This is a genomic window from Bacillus multifaciens (assembly GCF_030756675.1).
Classification (GTDB): domain Bacteria; phylum Bacillota; class Bacilli; order Bacillales; family Bacillaceae_G; genus Bacillus_A; species Bacillus_A multifaciens.
On the sequence record NZ_JAVBXD010000004.1, the window covers coordinates 101297 to 120450 of the forward strand.

Consider the following 19154-nt stretch of genomic DNA (forward strand, 5'->3'; position numbering starts at 1 on the left):
AAGTGCCCGTCATAAAGAGGCACTTTTCGATGAAGATTGTAATTCTCGTTTTACCTTTCTTTTATATACAATTTTTGACATCGCAATACTTAATTCATAAATTACTAACAGTGGAATTGCTACGGAAAAATCCGAAATAAAGTCAGGTGGTGTAATACAAACCGCAATGACAATTAATATAAAGTACGCATATCTTCTAATCTTTTGTAGAGCTACTGGATTTAAAATCCCAATGCTCGTTAAAAACATTGTTACAACAGGTAATTCAAAAATCACAGCGAATGGTACAGTCATGTTCATAACAAAAGAAAAATACTTGTCTGTTGTAAACATCGTTTGAAACATTTCATCACCAAGACTAACTAAAAAATTCAGTACAAATGGTAGAATAATAAAATATCCAAAACATAGTCCACCAATAAATAATATAAATAATCCAGGTACGTATAAAAGCGTCATTTTCTGCTCATGCGGAAGCAACGCCGGCTTGACGAATAACCAAAGCTGCAGGGCAGCGATTGGAATGGTACATACAATTGAAAACACAGCCGCAATAACAAAATAAATCCACAAAATATCGCTCGGTCCAAGAACTGTTAATTTCATATGTAAATCTTTCACAATAAAACTATAAATCTCTTTCGTATAAGAAAAGCCAATAATAAGGAAAAATATAAATGCCATCGCTGTAATTATAAGTCGTTTTCGTAACTCACCAAGATGATCTACTATACTCATTTCCTGATCGTTCATATTCTCCCCCATTTCTCTCGTAACTGGAAAAAAGATGCAAGCTCCTCTTACACCTTTTTCCCCTCACAAACGGACGTAGACATCCGCTTAATTTAGCTAATAATAAACAGGAGCTTCTTCCTACTGATACATACTTCATTTTTTCTCATCTATATCATCATGCAAACCTTTTGCAGATTTTTTAAACTCTTTTAAGGTTTCTCCAAATGCTCGTCCAATTTCCGGTAATTTTTTTGGTCCAAAAATAATTAATGCTAAAATTAAAATTAAAATTAATCCTGGAAACCCAATATTCGGCATACTGCTTCCCCCTTATTTTCAATTAATTTCATTTTGTCAAAAAAGTTTGTAAACGTCAATGTATCCGCTGTCTTTTGTCAAAAAAATTTGAAAATACAATCTTTATACAATTTTCATTTCCTATTCCCGTTGTATATGATATGGTGATAGAAACTACACTCTTTATTTTACTTATGAGAAAGAGGTCGAAACATGACTCAAAAAATGACACGAATGACTCAGTTTGTTAAAGAAGAAATCGCAAATGCAATTACCCATGGCATCGGTGCCATTTTAAGCATTCCCGCGTTAATTATTTTAATTATTCACGCATCAAAACATGGAACTGCATCAGCAATTGTAGGATTTACTGTATATGGTGTGAGCATGTTTTTACTGTATTTATGTTCAACACTATTGCATAGCATCCATCATCCAAAAGTGGAAAAATTATTCACTATTTTAGATCACTCAGCCATCTATTTACTAATTGCTGGCACATATACACCGTTCTTACTTGTTACACTGCGCGGGCCACTTGGCTGGACATTACTTGCGATTATTTGGACACTTGCAATTGCAGGAATCATTTTTAAAATCTTTTTTGTACGTCGCTTTATTAAACTATCAACTTTATTTTACGTCCTGATGGGATGGCTCATTATTGTTGCCATTAAACCATTATATGAGAATTTAACAGGTAGCGGTTTCTCATTATTATTAATTGGCGGAATTTTATACTCTGTCGGTGCTATCTTCTTCCTATGGGAGAGGCTCCCATTTAACCATGCAATTTGGCACCTCTTTGTATTAGGCGGAAGCACGATGATGTTTTTCTGCGTTTTATTTTATGTATTACCTGTAGCATAAAGTGAAACTTCCATCAGCGGGGGCTTTATCCCCTGCTGATGGTTAGTTGAACCAATCGGGCTTTTACGGACAGTTATCCCCGGCCTATCTTCTTCGCTTTTCTCTGAATCTTGAGGTAGAGGAGCTTACTGCCCGTTAATGCGGGATAAAAAAGGTCTCAGCTTTTATATTAAAGCTGAGACCTTTTTTACTTATTTTTCTAACTGACTTACAATAATATCTTGCGTATATTTCGCTAATTCTTTAATATCCATATTTTCATATTGTTCTGCAGTAATTGGTTTCGAAATTGTGACTGTTGCATGCGCCGGCTTCATTCGATTACCGTTTGCTTCAAACATTTTATACGTTCCGTCCAATGTTACAGGTAAAATCGCTACACCTGCTTTTACAGCAAGATGGAAACTACCAGCCTTAAATTCTACCATTTCCCCCCCCTTACTACGAGTACCTTCAGGGAAAATCACGATAGAATGCCCTTGTTTTAACATTTCAATCCCATCTTTAATAGCTTGCAACGATTGACGTCGATTTTTACGATCCATAAATACACAATTCATCATTTCCATCCATGTTGATACAAGTGGAAACTTTTTAATTTCTGCTTTCGAAACAAAACCAATTGGCTTATTTAAATATCCTAGTAAAACAGGAATATCCATATCACTTTGATGATTACTTACAACTAGTACTGGCTTATCTTTTGGCACGTTCTCCAGTCCATTCACTTGTACTGTTGATCCAACTACCCGAATCATCTTCTTGCCAAACCAATTTGTTGTTTTATACACTAGCTGATCTTTTTCTTGTGCTGATAGTGTATGTATCTTTCGTTTTAAACGCCACATTCTTGGTGTAATACCAATTACAATTAAAATTAAGTACAAAATCTTAAAAAACGTCTGAATCATATAGAACCCCCACATATTGTCATTCCGTTCTTCATTATACTAGACAAACGAAGGAAAAAGAAGAAAAAATGTCCAAACGACAAGCGTTTGGACATTTTTCATACTATAATAGATTAAAATTGCTTTGCTAACTCTTGTGCTTTTTCAATAGCTCGTTCTTTAATTTCAGGTGCTTGTGCAGGATTTACACTCATACCTTCAACAGCAAGATATCCAACATCCGCTACACCCATAAAGCCTAACATTGCTTTTAAGTGGCTGCGTCCAAAGTCCACTTCTGCATACGGTCCTTCAGAATACACACCGCCTGTCGCTTGGATATGAAGTGCTTTTTTACCTTCTAATAAACCAATCGGACCATTTTCAGTATATTTAAATGTTTTACCTGCAATTGATAGGTTATCTAGGTATGCTTTTATAACTGGTGGATAGCTTAAATTCCACATTGGTGTTACAAATACATATTTATCTGCATGCATAAATGTTTCTAAGTTTCCGTTCATAGCTGCAATTTTTTGTTGTTGGCTTTCACTTAATGTTTCAAAGCCTTCTCCTGCCCCAAGTTTTCCCCAAGCAGCAAGCACTTCACCATCAATTGCAGGTACATTTGTATGGAATAAATCAATTATTAAAATTTCATCTTGTGGATTCGCTTGTTTGTATGCTTCAATAAATGCTTCTCCTACCGCCATACCGAATGATACTTCTGCTGGATTTGGATTTGCTGTAATAAATAATACTTTTGTCATGTTCATTTCTCTCCCTTATATATATCTTCAATTCGAGACTTTTAACGAAAAAGTAAATCGCTTACCTTATGTAAGTAATAATACCTAATTATTGTTTTATTGTCAATAAAAATAGCTACTGTTTTTTAGTAAGCAAATAACTATATAGAAAAGGAGCTATCTCGCTTATGAACGAGATAGCTCCTTTTCTATTATTTTTGAAATACATGCTTTACTTTCTCAGCTGGAATACTACTTCCGCCTCTTCCTTTTACATCTTCAATCATCATTGAGATAATCATATTTGGAGAATTTGCATCAAATGCTACAAACCATCCTAACTCTTTACCATCGGCTTCTTTTGATTCTTTTAATTCAGCTGTTCCTGTTTTTCCAGCAAGTGTAATACCATCTAATTTTGCAATCTTACCTGTTCCTTCTGAATCATTCACAACTTTTATTAGAGAGTTTTTCAAAATATCACCGTTCTCTTTGGATACCACTTTTTCTTTCCACGCTTTTATCAGTTTATCGTCTTTTAAAAGATGCGGAGATGGAATATTTCCTTCATTCACAATTGGCGCATACGATAATGCAACATGAAGTGATGACATTAAAACTTGCCCTTGACCATATCCAGTATCAGCAAGTTGAATATCACCTTTTATACCATCTTTTGCGATTTGCGACGTTGCAAATCCATATTCAATTGGTAACTTTTCACCTAGTCCGAATTTCTTCGCTTCTTCTGTAAATTTATCTTTACCAATTTTCAACGCTTCCTGCGCAAAATAAATGTTATCAGAATACATCATTGCTTTTTCAAAATCTACTGGATTTGCATCTTTAACACGCGTTACATAATAGTTACCCCAAGAAGAATCTTTTGCCCATTTTAAACCATCAATTTTAAGAGATTCTTTCGGATCAAGTGCTTTTGTTTCTAGACCAATTGCCCCTGTAATCGGTTTGAAAACAGAACCTGGTGCGTATACTTGCGTAAATCGATTTGTCATCGGCTTTTTCGGGTCATTATTCAAAGCCTCTCGCTCTGCTTTCGCTGACTCTCGCATCACAACATTCGGGTTGTATGATGGACTACTTACGAGCGCTAATGTTTCCCCTGTTTTCGGATGGACTGCTGCACTTGAACCTGCTTCATCCTTCATTTCTGCATAAATTTTTTGTTGCAAGTTCCCATCAATCGTTAATGTAACATTTTCTCCATCTTTCGCTTGTTTTTTCGCAAGCTCTTTTAATTCTTTTCCTTTTGCATCGGCAACATAAACACGTCCGCCTTTTTCACCGCGAAGTTTATCTTCAAAGACACTTTCAAGGCCTGTTCTTCCAATCGGCTCATCAGCCTTATATCCTTTTCCCTCTAATTTCTTCAAATCCTCTGCATTTACTTTTCCCATATAGCCAGTTAAATGAGCGGCAGCTTCTCCTAGAGGATATGTCCGAGCATTTACAGAGCTCGTTTTGACACCAGGCATAGAGATGTAATCATTTTCATTTGCACCTTCTGGTAAAGTAGAAAGTGGCACATAGTAACTTGGTTGTACCCACTTCGCTGTTAATTTTTTTTCGATATCTTCAACTGGCATTTGTAATAATTTTGCTAACGTTTCTTTCGTTTGCTGTGCCGATTCGCCTAACTTCCCAGGGACAACTCCAACTTCTGCCGCTTTCCCATTTGTCGCCAATCCGTTTCCATTCCTATCATAAATTTCACCGCGCTTTGGCGAAAATGATTGAACAAGTACTTTATCATCTTGTTTCATAGTTGGAAAAATAAATGATGGATTCCAATCAACTTTCCAGACGTCCTTATCTCCGTCCTTTTCTTTCACAAGTTTTGCTTCATTTTCAAACGAAATCTTTCCACCGATTGTATCCATACTTACTTTAAACGGTACATTCGCATTATTTTTTTCATCTTTTTTATCTTCTTTTTTCGTTTCTGCTGCTACTTTTAAATTTTTCACTGCAATTCCTGTATAAACGTTTTCATATTTCTTTACAAAATCATCTTTTGAAATCGACTGCTTTGCTTCTTTCGATAACTGCTCATACATTTTATCAAACTTTTTTTCGTTCCATGCTTTTACATATGTATCCATTGCTTGTTCTGGCTTCTCTTCTTTCCCACAGCCTACTACTAGTAGCAATGAAAAAACAAGAAGCATTCCCCATAACTTTTTCACATTTTTTCCTCCTTTATTTCTCGAATCTATCATACTATAAAAATCCAATTTCACAAAATTAATCCAATAAAAAAAACGACGCAATATGCGCCGTTCTTTTTATTATCATTATAACATTCAGAAAATTTTTATATAAGACTTTGATTTTATTTTTTCTATTAAGTGTTCCTTCTCCATTTCTTAGCATTATTGCTACCTTTTTGCTTGGCATTACCTTTAATCTAAGTGTTGTGTTGGCACAAATCTATATTCAACATTCATGCGAAGAGCAGTATTTAGGCCGGGTATTTGCGACGTGGACGTTACTCGCTGTTCTAGGCGGAGGAATAGGAGCTTATTTATCTGGACTGCTACATGATAAATTTGACTTAAAAACAGCCTTTTTTGTAACCGGACTCTGTATGCTGCTTCCTCTCTTTATCAATTTACTAATGACATTTCACCGCCGCCAACAGCAAAAGAAGATTGGTATGTAACACACCAATCTTCTCTCTTCTTACTTTCTTTTACCATACACATGATAAGCATATGTATATGGATTTTTCTCATCTGTCACGCCTTGTGTTACAGATATTTCTTCCCACTCATTGTCGTTTATTTCTGGGAAAAATGTGTCACCTTCAAATACCTCTTCGATTTGTGTAATATACAAGCGATCAGCAAAAGGAAGCACTTCTTTAAAAATTTCTGCACCGCCAATCACAAAGAGTTCTTCATTCATTTGCTCGTCCATTTTCTTCACATCATCAATAGAATGAATGACTTCACAGCCTTCCACTTCGTAATTTTGATTACGAGTTAAAATGATATTCGTTCTGCCGGGTAACGGTCTACCAATAGATTCAAACGTTTTTCTCCCCATAATAATCGGATGACCCATCGTTACTTTTTTAAAGTACGCCAAATCTGCCGGAAGATGCCATGGCAATTGATTGTCTTTACCAATTAATCGATTTTTATCCATTGCAACAAGTAATGAAATCATATATATATCCCCCTATTTTTATTTACACAGCTACTGGTGCTTTAATTGCTGGATGTGGATCGTATCCTTCTAACTCAAGATCATTCATTTCAAAATCAAAGATAGACTTCACATCTGTATTTAGTTTCAACGTCGGGAATGAACGTGGTTCACGTGCTAATTGCTTTTCCACTTGCTCAAAATGGTTCGTGTAAATATGAGCATCACCAATTGTATGAACGAACTCTCCTACTTCTAAGCCGCATTCATGGGCAATTAAATGTGTTAATAAAGAATAGCTTGCTATATTAAACGGAATACCTAGGAAAATGTCGCCGCTGCGTTGATATAACTGACAAGATAATTTTCCGTCTGCCACATAAAACTGGAATAACGTATGACAAGGCGGCAATGCCATACTTGGTATATCTTCTGGATTCCATGCAGACACAATAAGGCGGCGGGAATCAGGATTTTTCTTAATCATATCAATTACATCTTGTAATTGGTCAAGCGTTTCTCCAGCAGCCGTTTTCCATGCACGCCACTGCTTCCCATACACATCACCTAAATTACCGTAACGCTTCGCAAATTCATCATCTTCAAGCACCTTTGTTTTAAATAAATCCATTTGCTCATTGTATTGCTTATTAAACTCTTCATCTTGCTGGGAACGAAGTCCAAAATCCTTCATATCTGGACCTGTATATGCATCGCTCTCTACCCAGTTCTTAAACGCCCATTCGTTCCAAATATTATTATTATGCTGCAGCAAATAACGAATGTTTGTATCACCTTTCATAAACCAAAGAAGTTCGCTCGCTACTAAACGAAACGGCACACGTTTTGTCGTAAGTAACGGAAAACCTTGACTTAAATCAAAGCGCATTTGATACCCAAATACAGATACTGTTCCTGTACCAGTGCGGTCTTCTTTTCTCGTACCGTTTTCCATAACATGACGGCACATATTTAAATATTCATACTCTGCGTGTTTCATCAAGTAACCTTCTTTCACAATTGCTTTATGTAACATTATTTTTCCTATATGGAGTTTATCATATATGACTTAGAATTTCACATGACCTATTAAAAAATCTCTCCTATATTTAAAACACACGCAAAAACTCGGTATTTAAAAATTATTTAGTCTTTAATATCTGACATACTTTCGTCAATCTTTCTTCTAAAAAGAAAAAGGGATTTTCTACTTGTTTCAAGAAGCTATAATGCGGAAGTAAATAATATATGAGTGGAGGTTTTACTATGCAAAAAACTGAAATGCCTCTTACAAGTAAATTACATACGACAATCCAAAACATGATGAAAGATTTAAAGGTCCCTGGAGCGGCAGTAGCCATCGTAAAAAATGGAGAAGTAATACTCTCAGAAGGTTATGGGTACCGTGATACAAGAAATAAAAAACCCGTTACACCAAAAACATTATTTGCAATCGGTTCCGCAACAAAAGCATTTGGTACTTTTTCTTTAAGTTTACTTGATCAGCAGCAAAAATTTAATTGGGATACACAAGTACAATCGTATATTCCAACTTTTTCACTTCACGATCCACTAGCAAGCATACAAACAACAGCTCGCGACCTAGCATCTCACCGCACCGGTGTCAGTCGCCACGATTTACTATGGCGCGCAGACTCCTTAAGTAGAAAAAATATCGTGGAAAACATTCGCCACTTAGAACTAGATGCACCGTTCCGCTCCGCATTTTTATATAATAACTTAATGTATGCCACTATTAGCTCAATCGTCGAAAACATTACAAATGAAACATGGGAACAATATACAACAGAACAAATTTTAAACCCGCTTCAAATGGAACATACAAACTTCTCAGTTGCCACTTCACAAAAATCAAATGACCATGCACTTCCTTACATCGAGAAAGACGGAAACATAACAGAAGTACCTTTTTGCAACCTTACTACAATTGGTGCCGCTGGATGTATGAACTCTAATATTGAGGATATAGCAAAATGGGTGTTACTGCATTTAAATAAAGGAAAAGTTGGCGAAAATGAACTTCTTACGCAAAATCTGCTTGAGCAAATGTATACACCGCATATCCCGATTCCAGATGCACCAATGTTCACTATGCCAGAAACTCTAGTAAACAGTTACGGTCTTGGCTGGTTTATTACTGCCTATCGCGGCCATAAGGAAATCTATCACGGAGGGAATATCGATGGATTTTCAGCATTTGTCTCCTTTATGCCAGAACATAATATTGGTCTTGTCATATTAACGAACCGTGGTAACACGTTACTCCCTCCATATCTTGCACATCAAATTTATGATGAATTGCTTGAATTAGAACCAATTGACTGGCACAAACGTTCGATAGAAGATACGGAAAAGTTTCAAGAAATGATGAAAGAAATGAACAAACCGCTACCACAAGTAAAGGAAACTGTTCTTTCCCATCCGTTAAAAGATTATACAGGAACGTTCGAACACCCTGCTTATGGCACAATTGAAGTACACAAACGAAATGAATCATTAAATTTAAAATTTGCGTCATTCGACATTGAAATGAACCATCACCACTATGATATGTTCAATACGAAATGGAATGTTTTCCAAGTAGAAATGGACATATTAATTTCTTATGAAATGAATCCAGCAGGTGGACTGCACGAACTGAAAGTACACCTCCCAGCAACGTTAAGCACAAAGCCACTTCTGTTTACGAAAACTAAAAAATAGCGTTTTCATTAGTCAAGAAAACGCAGGGATTCCGAACCCCCTGCGTTTTTTATTACATGCTTTTCTTCTTTAACTTATATACCGTTAGTCGAAAACAAAAGTCTCATGTTATTCACTTACTTTCATTTCCTGTGCAAACCACAAGTTAACACTTTCGAAAAACTTTGCACCGTTTTCAATCATGCCCAAAGCATCATCTACCAAATTTTCATCTGGATAATATCTTTCAGCACACTTATAAAATTGAATCGCAAATTGTTTCATTTCTTCATCTGGTAATAGATGTATTGCTTCATTTTTTGGCATTTTCCATACCTCGACAGCATCTTGATTTACGACCGATAAGACGTGAAATATCGTTGGGGAAACTTGTGTACTGAGTAAACGAACAACTCTTGTTAATCTTTCTTTACCGTGGTCTAAAAGTGTAGAAAAATACTTCGGTACAGCTGTTATATTATGTAATCCTTTTATTGCGCTTTCTTTCAGTTGCTCACTAGTTGCCTCCTCGACCGGCAGCCTACCCGCTACAATTTGATAAGCACCAGGAATTGGGCCAACAAATCCCTCTGGTAAGTTTCTCCACTTAAATCCCTCCTCCCTTATTCCTATCAAATTTTAATTTCACTATATTCTGTATATTCCTCGTATGATTTCACCAATAATACCCTTCATTTGATGAACCTCTAAATCGGTATTTGTCATAATAACCACACCTGTTTCTAAATATGGATAAGCCACGAGCATACTTTGAAATCCGATTCCCCAGCCAAGTGAAGAAATTTCAACATCTTGTCCTGAACCATCAAGAAAAACCCCTAAACCAGCCCATTCTTTACAACCTTGCGAAGTAATGAGTTCTTTTGTCTTGCTTTCAGAAAGACCAATTTTACTTGCACCTTTTAACACATTCATGACTTCAATTACTAAAATTGCTAAATCGGTTGGTGTTGTCCAAAGTCCGGCAGCTGCTGGATATGGATAAATCGGATATTCACTCAAAACGACTTCTCCTTTCTTATTATGACCACAAGAAAATTTCACATTGCTTACTGGTAATGTTGTTTGTTCGAATGTACTGTTTTTCATTTGTAACGGTTCAAATATAAGCTCGTCCATTAACACTTCAAAAGGTTTACCACAAACATCTTCTAATACTTGCTGTATAATACAAAAACCTGCATCGGAATATTGAAAGTCACTTTCAGGTTCATATTTCACTTCAATACATTCTTTACAATACGGTGTTTTTCCTTCTAATAATTCAACCATTGTAGGTTTGCCTAGAGTGGAATTAAATTCGCAAAAACTCCCTTCAGTATCGATTATTCCAGATTGATGGCTAAGTAATGTTCGTAACGTAACTTTTTTATTTTGGGTATATTCATTTTCAGGAACCTTCCAAAATATAAGTCTATTATTTATATCCTCATCTAAATGAAGGATTTCTTGGTCGGCTAACTTTAAAACTAGCATTGCTGTTAAAAACTTACTAATCGAACAGGCATTAAAAATAGAATTACTGTTTACATTTCTATTCGTTCCCGCTTTCATGACACCAAATTCTTTTGTCATATGCACCTCACCATTTTCAATGAAAGCAATGCTTATACCAGATACATTATAATGCGCCATGCGTTCGGAAATATTTATATTCTTTAATTTCATATATAAGCCTCCATTCCCCCCCCCATTTACAGACGTAAGTCCTACTAATGGAAGTTTCGCTTTTTCTTTTATCCCATTTATCTACTTCACTCGTTTAATCAAAAAATAAAATCCTGTATTCATAATACATACAGGATTTTTATTAATTCTTTTACAACTTGTGTTACTAATTTAAAAATACTTGAATCATATTTTTAGAAATTCAATTTACATCTCCATATTCGGCGCATACACAACTTCTACTATGTAACCGTTTGGATCATAAAAATCTACCGTATAATATCCTTCCGAATACTCCTTCACTTCAATCGGTCCGCGAATGATTTCAGCTTGAACATTATGTAAAAAACTCGCCACTTCATCAACTACAGAACAATTCATTGCTTGATAACAAATATGTCTTGGGCCTAATGTTCGTACAAGTTCCGCATCAATCTCTTTAAAATATATCTCTGTATTTCCTGTACTAAAAGCTGTTTCATTGAGTTGTTTCCAGCCAATAATCGGAAATAATTGACGATAAAATTTAATTGACTCCTCTAAATTTCCTACCCAAAATTCAATATGATGAATACCTGGCTCAAACGTTTTCTCCAACATACTCCCCTTGCTCCCTTTCCCACTTCACATTATTGTGAATGTACAACACTTACAATCTCTTCTGGTACATTCACAATGTAGTTCGGTGATTCAGCCTGTACCGTTTCTATCACATCATATCCCCAGCTTACCCAAATCACTTCTACACCAATTTTTTTACAAGATACAATGTCTCGAAGTTCGTCTCCTACGTAAATCACATCGGAACTTTTTAGTTTCCTTTCTTTTAGAAATTTCTTTATCATTTTATCTTTTCCGAATATATTATGAGAACAAAACACCTCATGAATATAATCAATTTCATTCTGACGTAAAAATTCCCGAATATGCTCCTCAGCATTCGATGATACAATGACAATTTCATAGCCGCTCTCTTTTAGCGTCTGCAAAACATCTCTAATTCCATCAAACAAAGTAAGGCTTTGAATCGATGGCTGATATAATTTATAGAACTCTAGTGCGATCATAGGGATTTTATATAAAGGCACGTGAAGCAATTTACATCTCTCTGGAATTGATAACTTCCGCAATGCTTCAACATCCTCTTCTTTTACTTGTTTAAAACGGTGTTTCTCTGCTATTTCATTGAAAATAGGGATAAAAATGTCTTTAGAATCTACTAAGGTACCGTCAAAATCAAACATAACATATTTACTCATTGCCAATGCTCCTTGTTATCATTTTTCTTTATACTTAAGAATTCTCTTTCAATATAGATATAACCTTTTATTTACAAAAAAAGAACAAGGTATCTCTCCTTGTTCTCCTTTTTCTATGATAGCCATTGCGGCGGTGTATTCGTATTCCAATAAATATCCCCAAGCTCATAATGTGCTGTAAAGTCATCATCATAACGATGGTAATGAAAATTAAAATAATAGCCATCTTGCGGCGGATGATCTCGTCTTACGTGAAAACGGAGTAAGTCATCACCAGTTTTTGTATCATAAACATGAAAAATCTTTTCATGTTTCCCGCCGGCTGGTTTTTGTGATATTGCCAAAGACTGTAACGATTCTTCTGATGTATGATTCGCAAGATCCGCAAGCGCTTCTTCTATTTTCGGCAATATCACACCTTTAAACTCATCTTCAATTACCGGGCCAATTTTCGATCCGAATTTCTCCATCGATTGCCGCTCAGCTTCCTGCATCGCATAAGAAAGAAATACTTCTGAACCTATTTCATTTGACTTTTCATCCAGTGTATACGGCGGTTGCTCTAGATTTTGTTGTTTTGCAGGCTTGTCCGCTTTGGCAGAATCAAGCAGTACAGAAGGAGGTGTTACTAATCCAAATGTAAATACAGTAATTAACGTGACGAGTGTCTTTTTCATCCATTTTGGCATGTTGTATCCCTCCCTTTCTTTATATATATTTATAACTATTTCTTCTATTATACAAAATGATGCCAATTTTTGCACTTTACAAATTTATTAACATTAGCATGATTTGAATATGGAATAGTAAGATTTCATATAATAAGTATTATTCTTTGATTTGACTAGGAGGTTTTCCATTTGAACCTTGACCTTCTGTTTTCAGCCGTAAGCATTTGTGTTCTCGTCTATTTTATGTATGTGTCGATTACTGATTAACAAAAAAAAGAGCTATCCAGCTCTTTTTTTGTTAGAAATAAAGTGAAACTTCCATCAGTGGGGGTTTTCTTCATCCCCACTGACGGTTAGTTGAACGAATCGGGCTTTTACGGGCAGTTATCCCCCACCTTTCTTCTTAAGAAAAGCAGAAGTGGCTCGTTCAGAATGTGAGGGGGATGGAGCTTCTGACGTAGAGGTGCTTTTTACCTCGTAGGAAGAAGCGAAGCCACCGAACATTCTAGCCACTGGAGCTGGACAATGTTTCTCTCCCAATCTTGAGGTAGAGTTCTTACTGCCCGTTAATGCGGGATAAATAGAATCCACACTGTTAGTCCAATTGCAATCCCTGCACAAACTACAGCAGGAATCATATAAAAATGAGCTAGTACTGCAATGCCATATACACATAAAGCTGGTATAAGGAGATATGCTTTTGCTTTCTGTGACAGCCATATTTTCTTTCCTTCTGAACAATATAACTGTAAAAATAATTTCCCTGAAAAAACCTTCCATTTTCCGTTCGAATAACGATCTATTGCAAATAACGCAAACGAAATAACGATTGCAGCAATCCACCACGGCGCACGCCAAATAGCAATTGCGCTTACAATGATAATCTGAATGTAAAAACCACTCGCATCACCCGAGCGAAAATATTCCTTTAGAAAAGCTTCAATGATTCTAGCATCATTGCTCTTTCCTAATAATATACGTTTAGAACGCGGAAATAACCACGGCTTCGCTATGTTTGTAGGTTTTTGTACCTGTCCCCCAATTGTCATTATTTGCGTTGTCCATCTCATTGCTTCTCCTTTTTCTTTTTCAGTTTCTTTAAAGAAAAAGCGATGGTACTCCATTTTTTCTTTTACTAAGAAGAAACTTATGATAAAGAGAAGGACAAAAAACAAAATCGTATAAAAAGACTGTTGTAATATATACCTATATGTCATACTTACATATACAACGCCTACAAAAAAGAGAATATTTTTAATAATGATCACTTGCCACTGTTTATGAAACCGAACATCAATGTACCGTTGTAGCAAAGAAAGTGTGAAACGAAAGCAAGTCAAAAATACAAAGCAGAAAAAAGCTTGTATTCCTGTTCCATGTAAAACTTTCAAAAAGATGGGTAGGAATAGTATTGTTACAAATGCACTTGTGAAGCAAATACGACAAAAAGAATATATCATTCCATATTTCATCATTTGTTTAATCCGATTTGGAAATTGAATTAAAAACAAACTATCTGCTTGTTCCAAAAATGAACGTACACTTCTTGAAAACGTTGTGCTGTAAAAAACAAAAAGCCCGATAAACCAATAAATTATATCTTCATCTTTTGGTCCATTTTTCCAAAGTGAAGCATAGTATATCCAACTAAATACAAGTGCTGGAACAACTCCATATAATGCAATCGTCCAATCGACAACAGAACGCACTGCTTTCCATTTTCGTTTTAATTCATAAAATAGTCTCTTATAAAATAATTTTCTAATCATGTTGCTCCCGCCTTACAATCACATCAAAACAATCTAACAACGTCCCTTCTGGCATGTTAGCAAGCGTTTGAATACTACGTAAATCTCCATTTGCAAATAACGTTCCTTCTGAAATTAATAAGAAACGCTCACATATTCTTTCTGCTGTATCTAACACATGTGTGCAAAGTAAAATGCCAGCCCCGCGCTCCTTTTCTTTATACAAAAAGTTGAGAAAATCACGAGTTGCGGTCGGATCTAACCCAATAAACGGTTCATCAATAATATAAAAATCAGGCTCTGTTAAAAAAGCTAAAATAAGCATTGACTTTTGTTTCATTCCTTTTGAAAACTTCGACAGATATTCATGCTTATGCTTGTCCATCCGAAACGTACGCAACAACTCTTCCGCTTTTATTTCCCAGCTGCCTGATTTAACATCTCTAGCAGCCATCAAAAGTTCAATATGTTCCCATAATGTTAAATAATCGTAATACGTTGGATGTTCTGGTACATAGGCATACGGATTCTTTTTCTCTCCAAATGAGACTTCTCCGTCCATATGCGCCAATAATCCAAGAATCGCTTTTATCGTTGTACTCTTTCCTGCTCCGTTTGCGCCAATTAAAGCAACGAGTTCACCTTGTTCAATTGAAAAGGCAATGTTATGTATCGTTTGTTCTCCAGCATCGTATCCAGCTGAATTTATATTTACTTGCAGCAACTACATCCCTCTCTCTATATGTACTTACAATAAATCCCTATGAAAATAATAACATATTTTTCAATAAAACGACTTTTCAATCTATATAAATACAAATTAAAAAAACGACATAAAACCATCTTTTTTTAAGTGGGCGAGAGCATCTGTCCATGCATAGAAACGGTCAGTGCATTTTCCTGCCACATGCTAAGTTTAAACAAAGGGAGAAAGCGAGTGGAAGCTCCTTTTTTTCTGCATAGCAGCAATCTATATGTCGGAAAATCAAAATGGATTCATATGATACGTAGTGAAGATACCATTCATATGCAGGAAAATAATCTCAATAGTAGAATACTTTATATTCTGAGTTCAAAATATTTTTTTGTTATTCCATACACACCTTTTTATAAAACATTTCTAACAAACGACAAGAAAGGATATTTACTATGACAAATAAACGGAACATCGAAGCTATTTTCATCGACCGTGACGGTACAATCGGTGGCGATACGACGATTCATTATCCTGGAGAGTTTCAGTTATTCCCATTTACTGAGATGGCTCTACATAAACTCAAAAAACAAAACATACAACTATTTTCCTTTACAAACCAACCGGGCATTGCGGATGGCAAAGCAACAACTGAAGACTTTATTCAAGAATTAGAGGCATTTGGTTTTGACGACATCTATCTTTGTCCGCACCGACATAGTGATGGCTGCAATTGTCGTAAGCCAGAAACAGGAATGCTTCTTCAAGCAGCGAAAAAACATCATCTTGATTTAACAAAATGTGTGGTAATCGGCGATCGGTGGAGCGATATTGTTGCAGGTATACAAGTCGGTGCCACAACAATTTTAGTGCAAACAGGTGCTGGACACGATGCACTGCACACGTACCGTCATAAATGGGCGAGTATGAATGCTGATTATATTGCAAAAAACCTAGAGGATGCTGTTTCATGGCTCCTTTCACATGCTAAATAAAAATAAAACAGCAATGCCATGTAAAACGGCATTGCTGTTTAGTCATTCCACTCGCTTTGCATACCTCATCTGCATAAATACGAAAACTATCTCTTTATGAAAAGCCTGTCCTTACATATCCATATGTTATGAAACGATATTGCAATATGCTTGGATATATATCACTAGTTATATATGGATTTTTATAATGTTAATTCATAATGGAAATAGCGATCATCTCTTATATAACCATTCCCTACATATAAACGCTGTGCTGTTGCATTATCTACTTCCGTTTGGAGCTTTAATCCTTTTGCCCCTGTCTCGACTGCAAATTGCTTCGCCTTTTCTAACAACTCTTTCCCTACTCCAGTTCCTCTTGCCTCACTTCGTACAAATAAATCATTTAAAATCCATAGCTTTTTCATCGAAATAGAAGAAAAAGAAGGATACAGTTGCGTAAATCCAACGTATTTCCCATCTTTTATTGCTACAAAGATAATGGATTCTTTTCGTTCTATACGTTCACGTAAAAATTGCTCTGCTCCTTCCATATTAGAATCTTGTCTATAAAACATGCGGTACTCATTAAATAATGATGCTACTCCTTGTATGTCTTCCATAGTTGCTTGATATATTTTCACTTTTCTTCGCTTCCTTTCCAATAGTTCTTCATTAACTCCGTTGCCCAGTCTGGCTGCTTAATTTCTTCTTTTGGCAAAAATTCTTTCATAACTGGCTTCATATCTAAAATGGGGGTTCCATCAATCGCATCTAAACCTTGCACAACTAAGCGCTTTCCTTCTCTTCGTACTACTTTTACAATCGTAGCACCTAATCGATTCGGACGATTTTTCCCCCGCTGTGCAAAAATACCTACTTTCGGATACTCTTCATTATTTCGAGGATGTCTTGCTGTGTGCTGAATGTTCTCTTCTTTCACTCTATTAAAATAAAAAATCACTTCAATATGTGAAAATTGTTCAATCCCTTGCAAACTCTCTTCTGTATAAAAATCTGTCAACTCAATAACAGATTCAATTTCTCCCCACAAATCATCTTCTACATTGATTCGTTCATTATGTACAAAAGCGATTGGTTGTAACGAAAACATCGTATTCCCCCCTTTTTGTAACCACTTACATTATAATATATTTTCTGAATATTTTCCACGAATAATAATTTAGTTTACATAACAATATTATAAACAAAAAGAAGAGAGAACTTCCGCTCTCCTCTATCTTATCGTTATACGAGACCTGTTAAGCTATACATGCCAATTACAACAAATACAGCTGCCGTTTTAATAATTGTAATTGCAAAAATATCCCGATACGATTGTTTATGAGTTAACCCTGTTACAGCAAGTAATGTAATAACAGCTCCGTTATGCGGCAATGTATCCATCCCGCCTGATGCCATTGCAATAATACGATGCATCACTTCTAATGGAATATGAAATTGCTCTGCAGCTGCAATATACTTATCTGCCATTGCACTTAAGGCAATTCCCATGCCCCCAGATGCAGACCCTGTTATCCCCGCAAGTACATTTGTCGTAACTGCTCCGTTAATAAGTGGATTTGTAAAAGTTGTTGAAATACCATCACGAATTACGCTAAATCCTGGAAGAGATGCGATTACACCACCAAACCCATATTCTGCACCGGTATTCATTGCTGCTAGTAACGCTCCGCCAATACTTACATTTAATCCCGTTTGAAAATCTACAAATACACGCTTCCAATTTAAAAGGAGTGTTGCAATAATCCCCATGATAAGTGCTAATTCTACTGACCATATTCCAAGTACTCCAGACAATTCTACTTTCCCAAAACTTTTTAAACCAATTGACGCAAAATCAAACCCATTTGGATACCATTTTGGAATAGCAATTGTAAAAATCTTGTTCATGACACCAACTAAAATAAGCGGTACGAAGGCAAGCACTTGACGAAGTGGTGTAATTTCAGTCGTTGGGAATGGCTGTTTTACGCCTTGTTCCGCTTCGATAGATGCTGCCATTTCCGTATGTCCATTGTCAAATCCATAATACCCTTCCCCTTGCGCTTCTGCCCTGCGACGTCGACTTTCTAAATACACCATACCGACAATAAATATAAAAATTGCTCCTGTAACTCCTAGTAATGGTCCAGCATAAATATCTGTCTTGAAAAATGTTGTCGGAATAACATTTTGAATTTGCGGTGTTCCTGGAAGTGCATCCATTGTAAATGTAAGCACTCCAAGTGCAATTGTACCAGGAATGAGTCGTTTCGGTATATTTGCCTCACGAAACAAATTAGCTGCAAATGGAAAGATAGCAAATGCCACAACAAATACACTGACACCACTATATGTTAAAATCGCTCCCATTAATACAATCGCCAGTATCGTTCGTTTTACCCCAACAATTTGGATAATCGTTTTTGCGATAGATTCTGCGATTCCTGACATCTCAACTACCTTTCCAAAAATCGCTCCTAGTAAAAACACAGGGAAATATAATTTAATAAAGCCAACCATTTTCTCCATAAAAATATTTGAGAAAAAAGGTAATACATAAGTCGGCTCTGTTAATAAAACAGCAAACAGAGCACAAATAGGTGCAAACAAAATAACAGAAAATCCGCGATATGCTACAAACATTAGCATACTAAGTGCCAGTAAAATAATGACTAATTCCATGAGCTCATCCTTTCTA

Annotated in this window: 21 protein-coding genes; 4 read left to right on the plus strand and 17 right to left on the minus strand. The window is 35.9% G+C overall.

Annotation, left to right across the window (positions count from 1 at the left end):
* Nucleotides 1-9: 9 nt before the first annotated feature.
* Both tatC and tatA read right to left on the minus strand, forming a co-directional pair.
* On the minus strand, nt 10-765 hold the full coding sequence (gene tatC, locus Q9306_RS04550; RefSeq protein WP_306195743.1) for a twin-arginine translocase subunit TatC: 756 nt from the start codon (nt 763-765) through the stop codon (nt 10-12).
* A 123-nt stretch (nt 766-888) separates the two neighbouring features.
* Nucleotides 889-1053, minus strand: coding sequence for a twin-arginine translocase TatA/TatE family subunit (tatA, locus tag Q9306_RS04555; RefSeq protein WP_035430399.1), 165 nt, complete (start codon nt 1051-1053; stop codon nt 889-891).
* Nucleotides 1054-1245: 192 nt separating this feature from the next.
* Here tatA and trhA point away from each other — a divergent pair, with 192 nt between their 5' ends.
* Nucleotides 1246-1902 carry a PAQR family membrane homeostasis protein TrhA gene (gene trhA, locus Q9306_RS04560; protein ID WP_306195745.1) on the plus strand — a complete coding sequence of 219 codons (657 nt, stop codon included), beginning with the start codon at nt 1246-1248 and terminating at the stop codon, nt 1900-1902.
* A gap of 191 nt (nt 1903-2093) precedes the next feature.
* Here the strand turns inward: trhA and Q9306_RS04565 are convergent, their stop codons facing one another.
* The 3 genes from Q9306_RS04565 to Q9306_RS04575 form a co-directional block, all read right to left on the minus strand.
* A complete protein-coding gene (locus tag Q9306_RS04565) occupies nt 2094-2813 on the minus strand; it encodes a lysophospholipid acyltransferase family protein (protein ID WP_306195747.1) in 720 nt (239 codons plus the stop codon).
* A 113-nt stretch (nt 2814-2926) separates the two neighbouring features.
* Nucleotides 2927-3562 (minus strand): FMN-dependent NADH-azoreductase, encoded by a 636-nt coding sequence (locus Q9306_RS04570; RefSeq protein ID WP_306195749.1) that lies wholly within the window; start codon nt 3560-3562, stop codon nt 2927-2929.
* Between the two features lie 191 nt (nt 3563-3753).
* A complete protein-coding gene (locus tag Q9306_RS04575; protein WP_306195751.1) occupies nt 3754-5748 on the minus strand; it encodes a penicillin-binding transpeptidase domain-containing protein in 1995 nt (664 codons plus the stop codon).
* A gap of 140 nt (nt 5749-5888) precedes the next feature.
* On the opposite strand from Q9306_RS04575, the gene Q9306_RS04580 reads away from it, so the two are divergent.
* Nucleotides 5889-6224 carry an MFS transporter gene (locus Q9306_RS04580; RefSeq protein WP_371932315.1) on the plus strand — a complete coding sequence of 112 codons (336 nt, stop codon included), beginning with the start codon at nt 5889-5891 and terminating at the stop codon, nt 6222-6224.
* 20 nt (nt 6225-6244) lie between these two features.
* Here the strand turns inward: Q9306_RS04580 and Q9306_RS04585 are convergent, their stop codons facing one another.
* Nucleotides 6245-6733: a dihydrofolate reductase gene (locus tag Q9306_RS04585; protein ID WP_306195758.1), complete on the minus strand. Its 489-nt coding sequence runs from the start codon at nt 6731-6733 to the stop codon at nt 6245-6247.
* A 22-nt stretch (nt 6734-6755) separates the two neighbouring features.
* Nucleotides 6756-7712: a thymidylate synthase gene (locus Q9306_RS04590; RefSeq protein ID WP_306195762.1), complete on the minus strand. Its 957-nt coding sequence runs from the start codon at nt 7710-7712 to the stop codon at nt 6756-6758.
* Nucleotides 7713-7978: 266 nt separating this feature from the next.
* On the opposite strand from Q9306_RS04590, the gene Q9306_RS04595 reads away from it, so the two are divergent.
* A complete protein-coding gene (locus Q9306_RS04595; RefSeq protein WP_306195764.1) occupies nt 7979-9436 on the plus strand; it encodes a serine hydrolase in 1458 nt (485 codons plus the stop codon).
* 108 nt (nt 9437-9544) lie between these two features.
* Here Q9306_RS04595 and Q9306_RS04600 read toward each other — a convergent pair whose 3' ends face one another.
* The 7 genes from Q9306_RS04600 to Q9306_RS04630 form a co-directional block, all read right to left on the minus strand.
* Complete coding sequence (locus Q9306_RS04600; RefSeq protein ID WP_306195766.1) at nt 9545-10051, minus strand: hypothetical protein; 507 nt, start codon at nt 10049-10051, stop codon at nt 9545-9547.
* Nucleotides 10052-10063: 12 nt separating this feature from the next.
* Nucleotides 10064-11104 (minus strand): serine hydrolase domain-containing protein, encoded by a 1041-nt coding sequence (locus Q9306_RS04605; RefSeq protein ID WP_306195768.1) that lies wholly within the window; start codon nt 11102-11104, stop codon nt 10064-10066.
* Nucleotides 11105-11311: 207 nt separating this feature from the next.
* Nucleotides 11312-11701, minus strand: coding sequence for a VOC family protein (locus Q9306_RS04610; protein WP_306195776.1), 390 nt, complete (start codon nt 11699-11701; stop codon nt 11312-11314).
* A 32-nt stretch (nt 11702-11733) separates the two neighbouring features.
* A complete protein-coding gene (locus Q9306_RS04615) occupies nt 11734-12363 on the minus strand; it encodes an HAD-IIIA family hydrolase (RefSeq protein ID WP_306195778.1) in 630 nt (209 codons plus the stop codon).
* 113 nt (nt 12364-12476) lie between these two features.
* Nucleotides 12477-13052 (minus strand): YpjP family protein, encoded by a 576-nt coding sequence (locus tag Q9306_RS04620; protein ID WP_306195784.1) that lies wholly within the window; start codon nt 13050-13052, stop codon nt 12477-12479.
* Between the two features lie 548 nt (nt 13053-13600).
* Nucleotides 13601-14803 carry an ABC transporter permease gene (locus Q9306_RS04625; RefSeq protein WP_306195790.1) on the minus strand — a complete coding sequence of 401 codons (1203 nt, stop codon included), beginning with the start codon at nt 14801-14803 and terminating at the stop codon, nt 13601-13603.
* The gene (locus Q9306_RS04630) at nt 14796-15506 is read right to left on the minus strand and encodes an ABC transporter ATP-binding protein (protein ID WP_306195794.1); all 711 of its coding nucleotides are present in this window, start codon (nt 15504-15506) and stop codon (nt 14796-14798) included. Before Q9306_RS04630 ends, Q9306_RS04625 begins: the two co-directional genes overlap by 8 nt.
* 425 nt (nt 15507-15931) lie before the next feature.
* Here Q9306_RS04630 and Q9306_RS04635 point away from each other — a divergent pair, with 425 nt between their 5' ends.
* Nucleotides 15932-16471: an HAD-IIIA family hydrolase gene (locus tag Q9306_RS04635; RefSeq protein ID WP_306195797.1), complete on the plus strand. Its 540-nt coding sequence runs from the start codon at nt 15932-15934 to the stop codon at nt 16469-16471.
* 182 nt (nt 16472-16653) lie between these two features.
* On the opposite strand, the gene Q9306_RS04640 is transcribed toward Q9306_RS04635, so the two are convergent.
* From Q9306_RS04640 to Q9306_RS04650, 3 genes are all read right to left on the minus strand, one after another.
* Nucleotides 16654-17094 (minus strand): GNAT family N-acetyltransferase, encoded by a 441-nt coding sequence (locus Q9306_RS04640; protein WP_306195799.1) that lies wholly within the window; start codon nt 17092-17094, stop codon nt 16654-16656.
* Nucleotides 17091-17564, minus strand: a complete 474-nt coding sequence (gene tsaA / locus Q9306_RS04645; RefSeq protein ID WP_306195801.1) for a tRNA (N6-threonylcarbamoyladenosine(37)-N6)-methyltransferase TrmO — start codon at nt 17562-17564, stop codon at nt 17091-17093. The genes Q9306_RS04640 and tsaA overlap by 4 nt, the downstream gene beginning before the upstream one ends.
* Before the next feature lie 134 nt (nt 17565-17698).
* Entirely contained in the window at nt 17699-19138 is a 1440-nt protein-coding gene (locus tag Q9306_RS04650) for a GntP family permease (protein WP_306195803.1), read from the minus strand.
* Between the last annotated feature and the right edge of the window lie 16 nt (nt 19139-19154).

Excerpts from the sequence above, each read along its gene's own strand:
- tatC (WP_306195743.1), bottom strand. The coding sequence starts at position 765 with ATGGGGGAGAATATGAACGATCAGGAAATGAGTATAGTAGATCATCTT.
- Q9306_RS04605 (WP_306195768.1), bottom strand. The coding sequence starts at position 11,104 with ATGAAATTAAAGAATATAAATATTTCCGAACGCATGGCGCATTATAAT.
- Q9306_RS04635 (WP_306195797.1), top strand. The coding sequence starts at position 15,932 with ATGACAAATAAACGGAACATCGAAGCTATTTTCATCGACCGTGACGGT.
- Q9306_RS04620 (WP_306195784.1), bottom strand. The coding sequence starts at position 13,052 with ATGCCAAAATGGATGAAAAAGACACTCGTCACGTTAATTACTGTATTT.
- Q9306_RS04625 (WP_306195790.1), bottom strand. The coding sequence starts at position 14,803 with ATGATTAGAAAATTATTTTATAAGAGACTATTTTATGAATTAAAACGA.
- trhA (WP_306195745.1), top strand. The coding sequence starts at position 1,246 with ATGACTCAAAAAATGACACGAATGACTCAGTTTGTTAAAGAAGAAATC.
- Q9306_RS04615 (WP_306195778.1), bottom strand. The coding sequence starts at position 12,363 with ATGAGTAAATATGTTATGTTTGATTTTGACGGTACCTTAGTAGATTCT.
- Q9306_RS04595 (WP_306195764.1), top strand. The coding sequence starts at position 7,979 with ATGCAAAAAACTGAAATGCCTCTTACAAGTAAATTACATACGACAATC.
- Q9306_RS04585 (WP_306195758.1), bottom strand. The coding sequence starts at position 6,733 with ATGATTTCATTACTTGTTGCAATGGATAAAAATCGATTAATTGGTAAA.
- tsaA (WP_306195801.1), bottom strand. The coding sequence starts at position 17,564 with ATGTTTTCGTTACAACCAATCGCTTTTGTACATAATGAACGAATCAAT.
- Q9306_RS04650 (WP_306195803.1), bottom strand. The coding sequence starts at position 19,138 with ATGGAATTAGTCATTATTTTACTGGCACTTAGTATGCTAATGTTTGTA.
- Q9306_RS04570 (WP_306195749.1), bottom strand. The coding sequence starts at position 3,562 with ATGACAAAAGTATTATTTATTACAGCAAATCCAAATCCAGCAGAAGTA.
- tatA (WP_035430399.1), bottom strand. The coding sequence starts at position 1,053 with ATGCCGAATATTGGGTTTCCAGGATTAATTTTAATTTTAATTTTAGCA.
- Q9306_RS04590 (WP_306195762.1), bottom strand. The coding sequence starts at position 7,712 with ATGAAACACGCAGAGTATGAATATTTAAATATGTGCCGTCATGTTATG.
- Q9306_RS04565 (WP_306195747.1), bottom strand. The coding sequence starts at position 2,813 with ATGATTCAGACGTTTTTTAAGATTTTGTACTTAATTTTAATTGTAATT.